We start from the raw sequence: 12,598 nt of genomic DNA, 5'->3' as shown, positions 1-12,598 counted from the left end.
CCGATTCCTGCTCACGTGCCGAATCCGTGAGTGCCTCGTCGGCCAACGCCGCCGCCGTTGTGAGCCTCCGCGCGGATCGGCCGACCACGCACGAACCTGTGCCGCGTGGTCAACGGCCCACACCCCGGGCCTGGCCGACCCGCTCGGTGGCGCCGGCCGCCAGGGCGTCCACGAGCAGGTGCCCCGGACCGGCAGTGTCCTCGGCGGGCGGGTCCAGCTCGAGGCGACGCAGCACGTCGCCGTACGCGGCCGGGGGCGCCCCGTACTGCAGACCGACCGTGATCGCCGTGGCAAGTGCATCCGCCAAGCCGGCCAACGCCGAACCATGTACACCGGCCCGAAGGTCCACCCGGCGCAGCTCGCCGTCTGACGTGTGGCCGGTAGTCATCGCCCCCAGCACGCCGCCGAGCGTGAACTCCACCGTGCAGCCGACCGCTCGACGATCACGCGACGCAGGCACCGACGCACCCCGCTGAACACCCGTCATCAATGCACCCCGTCCGGTCCAGGCCGGCCACCCGAAAGGCCGGCAACGACACCGCACCGTAGGCCAGACGGCACCACACCGACAGCACCAACACGACCCAAAATCGAACACATGATCGACACGACGACACCGGCTGGCCTACCCGGCTGTACCGGTCGGTGCGGCTTGACGGGCTGCGTCGTCGGACGGTCAAGCTTCGCGGACGAACGTTACGCAGTCCGGACAGTCATCGAGATATCGATGGCGACAGTCGAGAGTGTGCTGCAGGAACACGATGGCCTGCTTCCGGCGGATGATCTCCTGCTGCAGCGAGGTGATCTTCGCCTGTACGACCGCCTGTGCCACGGACCTCGTCGGCGCCATGGCCGCGGCGACCTCCGGCAAGGACAGTCCTACTCGCCGCAGCCTCAGCACGGTACGCGCCCGCTCCAATGCCTCGTCGTCGTAGCTGCGGTAGCCGTTCGCGGACCGCCGCACGGCCAGGACGCCGATCCGCTCCCAGTGCCGCAGCACATGAGCCTCGATACCTAGTTCGGCAGCCGCCTGTCCTATCGCCTTGCTCACCGGCACCTTGCCTTCACGTCGACCTGAACCCCTAACGTCCGAAGCATGCCCGATATCGCTCGGCCGGCGGGTCCCCGACCAGTAGCCTCAATCCTCGTCACCGGCGCGACCGGCAACCTCGGCCGGGAAGTCGTCGCGCGTCTGCAGGCGCGCGACGCGCACGTCCGGCGCTTCGTCCGCCCCGCTGCCGACTTCGATCAGGATCCGAACATCGAAACGGCCACAGGCGATCTCACCGACCGTGTCACGGTACGTGCGGCGCTGGCGGGCGTCGAAACCCTAGTCCTGATCTGGCCACTACTGGAGGCCGCTCCTGCACGCGTTGTCATGGAGGAACTAGCCGAAACGGCTCCCCGCATCGTGTATGTGTCCTCCACAGCGATCGACGACGACGCCCCCCGTCAAAGCGACCCCATCGTGCAGACACATAAGGACATGGAAACCATGTTGGCAGATGCCGGCCTGCGTCCACGGGTGCTGCGAAGCGATACGTTGGCCTCCAACGTCCGAGGCTGGACCGCACAGCTACGGGCGGGTGACATTGTTACAGGCCCCGACATCGCGCGGACCGCCGTGGTTGACGAGCGCGACGTCGCCGACGCGATCGTGGCAGCCGCTCTGACCAACCCAACTCAGCTGGATCGCGGCCCTTACCTGCTAACAGGTCCAGAACTGCTAAGCCGCGCGGACCTGGTCGAGACACTCGGTTCAGCGCTCCGGCGCCGGCTGCACTTCGACGCTGTCCCCGTCGACCTCGCACGAACCCGTATGCTCACCGACGGTCGCCCCGCAGCGCTGGTGGAAGCGTTGATCTCTGCGTCACGGTACCGGCCCGAATCGACACTCGTTACCGATCACGTCGAACGCCTGACAGGCCGACCGGCCACCACATTCGCCAGATGGGCACTCGACCACGTGGCCGACTTCCGCTGACGGCACCCCGGATCATCGAACGCCATCCCGAATCTGCCGCCATGCGATCGCTCATCGACGCGCGACGCGCCAACCAGCACAGTCGCCCAGGTTACTCATTGTTACCTGTGGCGTGTCGTACCCAAGGGCCGGAGGTCAGGGGTGCTCGTGCAGGTGACCGGGCATCGCGTCGAAGGTCCAGATCGGCAGCCCGTCCAGGCGCATGACCGCTTGGATGTTGGCGCCGAAGGATCGGCGTAGCGTCACCGATCGCTACGATCAAGAAGCCGGCGGAAATCCCGAGGAACAGCAGCGTAACGACATCCTTAAAACACACTGCGGGGGTTTGGCTCGGCTGCTCGGCCGAACTCAAACCCCCGCTGTATAGGATCTCACTTGGTCGATACGACCCCTGAAGGCCATCTTAAGTGAGACTCTAACCCATCGTTCACGCTTCCGAACGACGCCTCGCGAGCATCAATGCCGCACCGCCGGCGACGATGAGTAGCGCCCCAACGCCGAGCGCTACCGAAAGTTGGAATCCGGTCACCGGGAGATACCCTCCACCCTTCGGGGGTTCGGGTTTCACAGGCGCCTTTTCGACGGTCACGGTCTGCGCCGCATCATTGATGTCCTTATGCTCCGCCACCGGCGTACCCGCAGCGTCGCCGCCCTTGAACAACTCCTCATAGGCGACAAGCACCTCACCCGCATAGCCCTCAGGCACCGCGAACCGCACATCGACAGAACCGTTCGCCTCCGCCGGAGTGAACGTCGCCGAACCCGTGATACCCGTCGCCGAACCATCCGACTTCCGCATCAACTCACCCGAAACCGTGTACTCCACACCCGGAGTCAGATTCCGGTAAGCCACCGTATCCGTGAGCGTGCCACCATTCCAGCCCAGCACATGATCCTGATCCGCAGAATCCACCAGCGAAGTCCCGATCGCAGGCCCCGGCCCCGCGGGAACCCCCTCAACGGTCACAGTCTGCGCCGCATCATTGATGTCCTTATGCTCCGCCACCGGCGTACCCGCAGCGTCGCCGCCCTTGAACAACTCCTCATAGGCGACAAGCACCTCACCGGCATAGCCCTCAGGCACCGCGAACCGCACATCGACAGAACCGTTCGCCTCCGCCGGAGTGAACGTCGCCGAACCGGTGATACCCGTCGCCGAACCATCCGACTTCCGCATCAACTCACCCGAAACCGTGTACTCTACACCCGGAGTCAGATTCCGGTAAGCCACCGTATCCGTGAGCGTGCCACCATTCCAGCCCAGAACATGATCCTGATCCGCAGAATCCACCAGCGAAGTCCCGATCGCAGGCCCCGGCCCCGCGGGAACCCCCTCAACGGTCACGGTCTGCGCCGCATCATTGATGTCCTTATGCTCCGCCACCGCCGCACCCGCAGCGTCGCCGCCCTTGAACAACTCCTCATAGGCGACAAGCACCTCACCCGCATAGCCCTCAGGCACCGCGAACCGCACATCAACCGAACCATTCGCCTCCGCCGGAGTGAACGTCGCCGAACCGGTGATACCCGTCGCCGAACCATCCGACTTCCGCATCAACTCACCCGAAACCGTGTACTCCACACCCGGAGCCAGATTCCGGTAAGCCACCGTATCCGTGAGCGTGCCACCATTCCAGCCCAGAACATGATCCTGATCCGCGGAATCCACCAGCGAGGTCCCGATCGCAGGCCCCGGCCCAGCGGGAACCCCCTCGACGGTCACGGTCTGCGCCGCATCATTGATGTCCTTATGCTCCGCCACCGCCGCACCCGCAGCGTCGCCGCCCTTGAACAACTCCTCATAGGCGACAAGCACCTCACCCGCATAGCCCTCAGGCACCGCGAACCGCACATCAACAGAACCGTTCGCCTCCGCCGGAGTGAACGTCGCCGAACCCGTGATACCCGTCGCCGAACCATCCGACTTCCGCATCAACTCACCCGAAACCGTGTACTCCACACCCGGAGTCAGATTCCGGTAAGCCACCGTATCCGTGAGCGTGCCACCATTCCAGCCCAGAACATGATCCTGATCCGCAGAATCCACCAGCGTGGTCCCGATCGCAGGCTCCGGCTCCGGCTCCGTCGAGGAAGCAGCCCACCGCAGACTCGCCTCGGCGGTCGTCATCGTCGTATCCGGGGCGACCAGAATGATCGACTGCGCGTGACTGCTGGCAGTCGGTGTTCCACCTGCCGTGGTCGGCACGGAGGTCACCTTTCCAGTCGCACTTGAACCCGCAGTCGAAGCCGTCACCGTCGCGGAACCGGCAGCGCTCGAAGCACGCAGATCGAGGTACAGTTCCTGACCATCGACCACGACGTTCGGGTCGATCGTGTTCCCGCCCGCGTCGGTAAGCGCAATCGCGGAATCGACCGACACGCTCGCGGTCGGCTTATTGGTGTGCACCACGAACGGTCCGACAACCGATCCGGCAGTCTGGGCGCCAGTGGGCGCGGTGACGGAAACCGTCGTCTCGAAATCGGACGGCGTCATGCCGGGGTTCGCGTTCGCCCCATTGACCAGATACCAATAGGCCGCCTGCGAGTCAGCGTTCTCCCAGTTCCACGACGCATCCCAAGTCAGGTCGGTGTAGCGCCAGATCGCGTACTGTGTTGCCTCAATCGCATCGTTCCGCGAAATTCCCGGAACGCCGATGGCGGTGCCGAACTTCTGGAGGCTCAAGGCTGGGTAGCTGTGCGCCAGCACCCACAACACCTTCCCCTGAACCGAGGAATTAGTGAAGTGGTTGCTTCCAAGGAAACTAGAGAGATCTCCTACTTGCCCATTTAGCTTTGTCTTAGCGCTCACATCGTGTTCGACGCAGTAGGCCCAGTAACCGGGCTCACCCGGATTCGCCGTATCGACGGGAGTCTTCGAAAAGACAGGGAAGACTCCCGTACCGCCATACCCTTGTTTAGCCCCAATCCAGACCGAGCTGCCGACTTTTACGTCGGCAACCGCGGTGGTCGCAAATGACGGGACGAGAAGCGAAACGGCGGCGAGTAACGCGGTGATCCACCACCACCTCTTCCGCGCGACGGGTTCCGTTCTTTCGGTTGCCATGCAGCAGCCTCAACTTCCTGGTCGGCACCAGGATCCACACAGGCCTCGTTGTACCTGCCTCGATCCCCAAACGAGTGGTGCAATGTAATCGTGTACCGCAAAATTCTTAACGTTCAAAGCGACAAATGACCGTCCATCTGCACCGGAAACAGGTCCCGCAGCTGGGCGTTGTCGAGGAACATGCGCGCGTAGAAGTAGCTGGCGAGCTTGTCCTGCCGCTCCTCGACGAGGAACCAACTCTCCTTCAGTAATCGCGACAGATTGCTCATCGGTGCCCTTCGCGGTCAACGTAGGCGCCGTCCACGAATCAGCGTCACCACCTGCGATGACCACGCATCGCACTGGATGTGCGACTAGGCGTGTCCAAGGCCGATATTCCACGCGACGCGCCGGTGTCAGGGCCTGGACATGGTCTGGACATGGTCTGGACATGACGCGCAAAAGGGCGGCGTCGCACTGGCTGTGCGACTCCGCTGGCGCGGTGATGCGACCGTGCGCGGCAGGCGTCCGCGCCGGATCACCGTTTACGTCGAGGGGCGTACACGCCGGCCGCGGGCGAACCCGACTGACCGTCCCGTACTAAACGCGCCATGAGCCGAAAAGAATCGCAGGCGCCGCTGAATTGTTTGATCGGGTGACGCGGTGACTCTGATTCGCCTGGCTCGCTCAGATGGTGGTGGCGAGTTCGGTGAACGCTGCGGCGACACGGAGCCCGGATGGTGCGTCGAGCCCGAATTCGTGGTGGCCGCGGCGGAGGTCCTGGATGAAGGCGTGTCCGGCGATGATCGCCTGTGCTGTTCGGTCGCTGCGGAGTTCGCGCATGGGTCTGAGCCGGTGCTTCAGTTGGCGTAGCGTCCGACGCTGTGCCACGCCGATGGACCAGGTCGTCGAGGACAAGCTGGGTAACCGATACCGCATCGGTGACCACCTCGGTGGGTCTCACCCTCAACGCCTGGCGGAAGAACCACCGTGCCGTGGCGGCGTCGCGGCGGGCCGAGACGAGCGGCGTGAACCGTCGGACCCGCCGTCACCGACCCCGATAGAGCCCGGCCTGTGGAGGTGCCTGGAGAAACGGACCAGCGGCAACACTGATACCGCGCTCCAGGCCGACTCAACTAGTCCAACAGGTCGACGTTCCTGGTCAGAGCCTTGATCGGCTTCGTTCGGTAGGCCCGAGTGCATCGGAAATCTGGTGGATTGTCCGTCCACTGAGGAGCCCTTCGCAATCGCCTTCGGCGACAGGGCGCCTCAGGTCACTTGGAGCGCGGATGGACGCGTGCGGCGCGGCTGCCGGGGTGAGTCGTGTTCTGGTCGCGCATGGCGTTTCTCCGCCGTTTCGGCGTTACCAGGACGAACGTCAGCTTCGCCGGAACTGCGGTGGTGCCGACAGTTCAGGCTCGGGTAGATCTCCAGTTGGATCGTCATCCAAGGCGTCGGCGAAGAGCACAGCGCGGCCCAACTCCAGGCACCGGGCGGCTACATCTGGCAACCCTGCACCGGCCAAACTGGCCGCGGCGGTGGGTGGCGACCTCTGGTAGCGGGCGGACGATCTGCTCTTTGTGCTGCCGGCTGGTCTCGGCCGACACCAACCGGGACACCAGGCGGATCACTGCGGCGTAGATCAGGGCACCCTCGTCGCGAGCACCTCGGTCGAAGGCCCAGCCAGCCCACTGGGTCAGCGTCTGCAACGCGACAAACGGCATCGCCGTCATGGTGGCATCGACAGCCTCGACGTATGCCAGCCGTACGACCGGCACGGTAGCCGGATCCCGGACCGTCCGTCACGCCTGGGCGCGGGCGGCGGCGAGGCTGACCAGCAGACCCAGCCGGTGGACGGATCCAGAAGCGGTTCGGCTGCTGATGTGCTCCAGTATCTGGACCGCCTCTGCCGCAGCATCGCCCTGTCCGGTCGCGATCAACGCGCAGGCCAGGCGATCCTCGAAGGCAGGCAACGCCGGGTCGCTGTTGCGGCGGGCGAGGGTAACGGCACGGCGTAGCAGTGTGATCGCATGTGCGAGGCCTGCGCCGTCGAAGTTAACACTGGCGCGCAGCATGCGGGCGTATCCGTTCAGCAGCAGGGATCTGGGGGCTGTTCGCGTAGCTCGCCTGGCAACGATTTGAGATTGGCGAGCGCCTTCTCGACGTCGGCCCGGATCTCCTCGCCGAGGCTGGGGGCCAGATCGGTCTCGACCCCGCGTTCGTCGCGACCACGGTGCTCACGGCGTCGCCCGCGGCGACCTGGAGATCCTCGTCGCCGACGCCGCCACCGGCGCCAAGTCAGTCCTCGCCCTCGACCTGCGCATGGTGTACCCGCAGCTGCCCTGACCCGCCAAGACAGCTGTTGCCGGCCCGCGCCGGCACTGCCCGCCCGGACCCGGCTGTTCCCGCACGGCTGCCTCGCACCACCGGACCGGAGCAGCTGCCCTACCTGATGATCTTGCCGTCGGCTAGGCGGATGATGCGGTCGCAGCGGTCGGCGATCTGCTGGTCGTGGGTGGCCATCAGGATGGTCATGGCGCGTTCGTCGCGCAGTCGTAGTAGTAGGTCGAGGATCTGCGTCCCGTTCGCCGAGTCGAGGTTGCCGGTCGGTTCGTCGGCCAGGAGCAGGTCGGGCTCGCCGATCAGGGCGCGGGCGACGGCGACGCGTTGCTGCTGTCCGCCGGACAGCTGCGCCGGTAGGGCGTTCTCTCGTCCGGCGAGGCCGACTTCGGCGAGCAGTTCCCGGGCGCGGGTCACTCGGTCGAAGGCGACCCGGTATGGCAGCAGCGGGGCCAGCACGTTGTCCAGGGCGGTGAGTGCTGGCAGTAGGTGGTAGCGCTGGAAGACGAAGCCGATCCCGCGCCGGTAGCTGGGCAGGGCGCGTGGGCGCAGTTTGGTGATCTCGATGTCGTTGACGGTCACGGTGCCCGAGGTGGCGGTCTCGATGGCGCCGATGACGTGTAGCAGGGTGGATTTGCCGGAACCGCTCGAGCCGATGAGCGCGACGGTGCTGCCGGGTTCGATCTCGGCTGAGACGCCGTCGATCGCGTGGATCGGTTCGGCGCCGGTGGTGAACACTTTGCGTAGTTCCTTGACCCGGACCCGGGCTCCCTGGTGGGACACTATTACTCCTCGGTGAGTAGCGCGGCGGTGGGCAGCCGCCGGATGAGCAGGGCCGGGGCCAGCGCCGCGAGCATGGCGACCAGGATGCCTGCGGCGGCCGCGGCGATCGCGGTGGCCGCCAGCGGGCCGCTGACGCCGCCGGCCAGCAGGCCCGCGGCCAGCAGGCCGATCCCGGCGCCGGTGATTCCGCCGAGCAGGCCGATGCCGCCGCCTTCGGCGACGACGAGCCGGATCAGGGCGGCGTCGGGCCAGCCGGTGGCCCGCAGGGTGGCCAGTTCGGCGGCGCGGTCGCGGATGTTGAGGTAGAGCACGTCGGCCACGGCGAGTGCGCTGAGCGCGACGGTGACCAGGACGGCCATGACGTCGACCCGGCGGGCGGTGAACGAGACCGCATCACCCAGCGCGGTGCCGACGATCGTGCCGTGGAAGGCGAACGTGACCGCGGCGAGCGTGGTGAGCGCGGCCACGCCCACGGTCAGCGCCCCGACCGCCAGCAGGGTGCGACCGGGCACTTGGACCAGCCCGGCCAGGCCGAGGCCGAGGACGGTGCGGGGGCGCCGGCCGCGGGGCCGGCTGGTGCGCAGTGGTTGCAGCAGGTCGGCCGGGGGTGTGCGGGCCGCCCGCCAAGCCGGGACCAGTCCGGCCAGTAGCGACAGACCGAGCGCGACCGGCACCGCGAGCAGCGCCCGCGACCAGCTGGTCTGCACGCCGAGGGCGGCGCCCGCCGGTTTGGCGAGGGCGAGACTGGCCAGGCCGGCGGCCAGGCCGAGCGCCGCGACCTCGCCGAGAATCGCCGCCCCGATCCGCCGGCCCGGCCAGCCCAGGCAGGCCAGGATGGCGAGTTCGGCGGTGCGGGAACGGACCGCGGCGGTGACCGCGTTCGCCACGAACAACGCGCAGACCACCAGGACCAGGACGAACAGCACGAGACTCTTGCGGTCCGCGGCCTGCTCCACGCTGCTGGAAACCCCCTTGCGGACCCAGCTCTCGTTGAGGGCCAGCGTTGGGCGGCCGAAGGCGCCCGCCGGCAGCTCGACGGTCTGCGGCATCAGCGACGCACCGAAGGTGATGTCCACGTCCAGCCCGGCGGCGGCGATCCGTTCGGCGACCAACCGGACCCGCTCCGCGTTGACCTTGCTGTAGTGGTCGACGCCCTCGACCCGCACCCGGATCGCCGAGATCAGATCCGTGGAGCCCCCCAGGTACTGCTTGGCGGCGGTCAGGGTGGTCAGGAACGCCGGCGGGGAGAGCAGGTAGCCGGCCGGGTTACCGCCCGGGCTGAGGGCCTTCCCGCCGAGCAGGTCCACGCTCCGCTTGTCGGCGCCAACGGCCGGGGTCTGCTCGTAGGTCTCCAACGGCACCCGAGTGAGATCATCGAAGCGGGTCAGCCGACTCGCGTCATACGTGCCGACCGCCACGACCTCGGGGTGCACGTTCTTGTCCGGATGTGTCAGCAGTCTGGTCGGCCGGAACGACACGTCACCCACCTGCCAGGACACCATACTGCCCCGCACATTCGAGTCCTGGTAGACACTCAGATCGGCCGGCGCGCCCACCGGTCGCAGCACGCCGCCCGGACCGGTCGAGTACTGCACCGGGCCGGTGCGGATCATATTCTCCAGCTCGGCGACCGGCCCCGTCCCGGCGCGTTGGTATGCCGTCGCGGCGTCGTGCTCGTCGTGGCCCAGCGGGTGATGCGGGGCGCGACCCAGGAGGTCGTCCAGCTCCGGTCCCGTGCCGGCGACCGGCAACGCGTCGAGGTCGACCCGGGAATAGTCGATGCGCATCGCGCCCTCGACCGGCGGCCGCTCGGCGGCCAGCGTCGGGAGGATCATAGCCCCCCTGTCGACCTTCGCCCCGTCACCCGGCGACGGATAGGCACCGCTGGTGACCGCCCCGCGCAGCCCAACCAGCCGATCCTCTGCCACTGGATCGATCGCGGCCAGCAGCAACGGCATGCTCCAACCCAGGGCGATGAGGGCCCGCTCCTCGATCGAGGTGGCACGACTCTGGAACCGGCCGTCCGGCAGCAGCCGCAGCGTGGTCAGGTGCGCTTCGCTGAGATCGGTGGCGCCGGCTTCGAACGAATTTCGCAGGTACCGGCAAACGGCGGTGTACGAGCCGTCCGGCTGCGCTTCCAGGGCGGCGGCGAAGTCTCCACCGCAGGAGTTCTTGGGCGCGTGCAGACCCCCGTAGGTCATGTCCTGCGGCGGCCCCGGCGGCTTCAGATCGGGAAAGAGCAACGGATGCGTGGTCACGTAAAGATACGAGGGCAGACCACGAGCCGAGCTGAGTCCCCGTTCCGCCAGATACGTCGGATCGACCCGGATGACCTGCCGGTCACGGCCTCGGTCGACCACGCTGGTGAGGTCGAACTCGGTGCGGAAATCCGCGTTCGCGTAACCCATCATCGCGATCGGCGCGGCCACCTCAACCCCCGGCGTGCCCGCCACCATCCGCAGGTCATCCTCGGTGAGCCCACCGTACAGACCGGACAGCGCATTGGCCCGCACCACGCGGCCGGCGTCCTCCTCGGCACTGCGGGCCCCCCGCGGCCGAATCAACAGGTCATACGCCGGCCGGCCGGCACTTTCCACCACCCCTTCGACCTGCAGCCGAGACGTCGTGGTGGCGCCGGTCAGGACGGTGAAACCGGTCGACGCGAGCAGCATGCCCGCCAGCAACGCCAGTGACCGCCCGACCCGCCGCCTGATACCAGCCAGGATGAATCCCCGCACCCGAACCCCCGTTCGTCACGCTTCCCCGACCGCAGCAGTCTAGAGGAAGGAATTCGATGTAAGAAATTCGCCTTTGTCCCGGCCACGATAATGTCGATAAATTGGAACCATCGGCATGCTCCAATGTCGATTCTTGTGCGGAATTGTCGGCGGGGGTTGTCGCGAGCAGGCAACGGAGGCTAGGTTTCGATCGTGCAGTACGTCGAGGTGGCAGGCCGAGCGGTGCTGGTGGTCGTATTCGCGTCGGCGCTGGCCGGCAAGGTGTCCGGCCGGTCGGCCTGGTTGGCCTTCGTCGCCTCGGTGCGGCGGATGAACGTCGTCGGCGAGGCATGGACGCGGGCGGCGGCGGTCGCGACCGTCGGGGCGGAAGCGTGGTCGTCGTCGGGCGCGACGCCGAGCGGGGGCGAGCGGCCGTCAGGGAGATCCGGCATCGGGCGCCCGGCGCCGAGGTGGACCTCCTGACGGCCGACATGTCGAGCCTGGCGGAAGTGCGCCGGCTGGCCGCCGAGGTGCTGGAGAAGTACCACCGGCTCGACGTGCTCGACAACAACGCCGGTGTGATCTGCCGGGCCGCCGCGGCGGGCTATGGAGGCGACAGCTACGCCCGGCTCGCCCAGCTTCTCGCCGACGCCGACCACGCGAACGCCTCGGCCGAGCTGGCCATGCCAGAGCCGTCGCAGCCCCACCCGTCGCGCCGATCCGCGGACAACTGAACCGGCCGGCTGCGGTGAGGGGCCCGGACGGGGGTCGGCTTGGCGGTGGTGCCCCAGCCAGGGTGCGGGGACTGGGGTGCGGCTGACGCGATGGAGCCAACAGCCCGGACGGCCGGCGCTGTCGCGGGCGTCCGCACGGCGATGCGACCCGGCAGATGATCTTCACTGAAGACGGTCGGCGCCGGCCTGGATCACGATCCGGGGACCTTGCTTGATCTTGGCTGGCGCCATGGCGCCCTGTCCAAGATTCAGACCAAACGGCACGAACGGATCCCCACCAGCACGCCCCGACCTGAACCGTTGCGAAACAGCGGATCCCTTTCGGAACACAACAGGTCCACAGTGGACGAAACGCGAGAGGCGGTTGATCTGCGTTTCCGCAGGTCAACCGCCTCTTGATGTTGTGCGCCCGAAGGGACTCGAACCCCTAACCTTCTGATCCGTAGTCAGATGCTCTATCCGTTGAGCTACGGGCGCTTGGTGCTTGGCCTAGTGTACACACCAGGTTTTGCGCGGAGGCTCCGGGATTCGAACCCGGGATGGGCTTTAAGACCCAAACCGCATTAGCAGTGCGGCGCCATAGACCGAACTAGGCGAAGCCTCCAGCAGCCCCCGTCACCGGGGACCGCCGTCCGAGGATACAGGCCGCCCACGGCGACCGGCAAAGCGGGTACACCCCCTAGGCACGCCGCGGGGCGCCGGACTCGACCCGCGCAGAACGGGTGCTCAGGGCCATTGGCCATTACGCTCGTGAAATGGGAGAGGACGCGACTCCGCCGGAGCGGCGGAAAGCGAGAAAATCCACAAGCCCGGAATCGGTACCGCCGAAGGCCAGCCCCACCCGAGCCGAAGCGCTCGGCGACACGGCGCTGCGGTTCGAGCCACCCCCGCAGGACGCGTCGGCCGACGACGTGCCGCAGGTGCCGCCCCACCCGCCGACGACCCCGTTCGCGCCGGCCCAGCCCACGGTGGCGTCCACCCCGTTCCGCACCGGCCC

General features: G+C 67.2%; 10 protein-coding genes, 2 tRNA genes and 1 pseudogene. 3 read left to right on the top strand and 10 right to left on the bottom strand.

The window, feature by feature from the left end:
• Positions 1 to 109 precede the first annotated feature (109 nt).
• Positions 110 to 460: a hypothetical protein gene (locus AB0367_RS01035; RefSeq protein WP_366224113.1), complete on the bottom strand. Its 351-nt coding sequence runs from the start codon at positions 458 to 460 to the stop codon at positions 110 to 112.
• A 216-nt stretch (positions 461 to 676) separates the two neighbouring features.
• Entirely contained in the window at positions 677 to 1,057 is a 381-nt protein-coding gene (locus tag AB0367_RS01030) for a MerR family transcriptional regulator (protein ID WP_366224112.1), read from the bottom strand.
• 39 nt (positions 1,058 to 1,096) lie between these two features.
• Here AB0367_RS01030 and AB0367_RS01025 point away from each other — a divergent pair, with 39 nt between their 5' ends.
• Positions 1,097 to 1,984 (top strand): NAD(P)H-binding protein, encoded by an 888-nt coding sequence (locus AB0367_RS01025; RefSeq protein ID WP_366224111.1) that lies wholly within the window; start codon positions 1,097 to 1,099, stop codon positions 1,982 to 1,984.
• A gap of 427 nt (positions 1,985 to 2,411) precedes the next feature.
• Here AB0367_RS01025 and AB0367_RS01020 read toward each other — a convergent pair whose 3' ends face one another.
• The 6 genes and pseudogenes from AB0367_RS01020 to AB0367_RS00995 all read right to left on the bottom strand — a co-directional run bounded on the left by AB0367_RS01020 (position 2,412) and on the right by AB0367_RS00995 (position 10,888).
• A complete protein-coding gene (locus tag AB0367_RS01020; protein ID WP_366224110.1) occupies positions 2,412 to 5,048 on the bottom strand; it encodes a VaFE repeat-containing surface-anchored protein in 2,637 nt (878 codons plus the stop codon).
• Between the two features lie 131 nt (positions 5,049 to 5,179).
• Positions 5,180 to 5,317: pseudogene (locus AB0367_RS01015) on the bottom strand (flavohemoprotein); the annotation flags it as partial.
• A gap of 397 nt (positions 5,318 to 5,714) precedes the next feature.
• Positions 5,715 to 5,870: a hypothetical protein gene (locus tag AB0367_RS01010; RefSeq protein WP_366224109.1), complete on the bottom strand. Its 156-nt coding sequence runs from the start codon at positions 5,868 to 5,870 to the stop codon at positions 5,715 to 5,717.
• A 959-nt stretch (positions 5,871 to 6,829) separates the two neighbouring features.
• A complete protein-coding gene (locus AB0367_RS01005; RefSeq protein ID WP_366224108.1) occupies positions 6,830 to 7,102 on the bottom strand; it encodes a hypothetical protein in 273 nt (90 codons plus the stop codon).
• 370 nt (positions 7,103 to 7,472) lie between these two features.
• Positions 7,473 to 8,072 (bottom strand): ABC transporter ATP-binding protein, encoded by a 600-nt coding sequence (locus AB0367_RS01000; protein WP_366224633.1) that lies wholly within the window; start codon positions 8,070 to 8,072, stop codon positions 7,473 to 7,475.
• Positions 8,073 to 8,152: 80 nt separating this feature from the next.
• A complete protein-coding gene (locus AB0367_RS00995) occupies positions 8,153 to 10,888 on the bottom strand; it encodes an FtsX-like permease family protein (protein WP_366224107.1) in 2,736 nt (911 codons plus the stop codon).
• Between the two features lie 192 nt (positions 10,889 to 11,080).
• Here AB0367_RS00995 and AB0367_RS00990 point away from each other — a divergent pair, with 192 nt between their 5' ends.
• Together AB0367_RS00990 and AB0367_RS00985 are read left to right on the top strand one after the other, a co-directional pair.
• On the top strand, positions 11,081 to 11,350 hold the full coding sequence (locus AB0367_RS00990) for a hypothetical protein (protein ID WP_366224106.1): 270 nt from the start codon (positions 11,081 to 11,083) through the stop codon (positions 11,348 to 11,350).
• The gene (locus AB0367_RS00985; protein ID WP_366224105.1) at positions 11,260 to 11,601 is read left to right on the top strand and encodes an SDR family NAD(P)-dependent oxidoreductase; all 342 of its coding nucleotides are present in this window, start codon (positions 11,260 to 11,262) and stop codon (positions 11,599 to 11,601) included. Before AB0367_RS00990 ends, AB0367_RS00985 begins: the two co-directional genes overlap by 91 nt.
• Positions 11,602 to 12,005: 404 nt before the next feature.
• Here AB0367_RS00985 and AB0367_RS00980 read toward each other — a convergent pair.
• A tRNA-Arg gene (locus AB0367_RS00980) sits at positions 12,006 to 12,078 on the bottom strand.
• 36 nt (positions 12,079 to 12,114) lie between these two features.
• Positions 12,115 to 12,205 (bottom strand) — tRNA-Ser (locus AB0367_RS00975).
• Positions 12,206 to 12,598: the final 393 nt, after the last annotated feature.

This window comes from Dactylosporangium sp. NPDC051484, from assembly GCF_040689395.1.
In the GTDB taxonomy this organism is placed as follows: Bacteria; Actinomycetota; Actinomycetes; order Mycobacteriales; family Micromonosporaceae; genus Dactylosporangium.
This window is presented reverse-complemented; position numbering and strand designations above follow the sequence as displayed.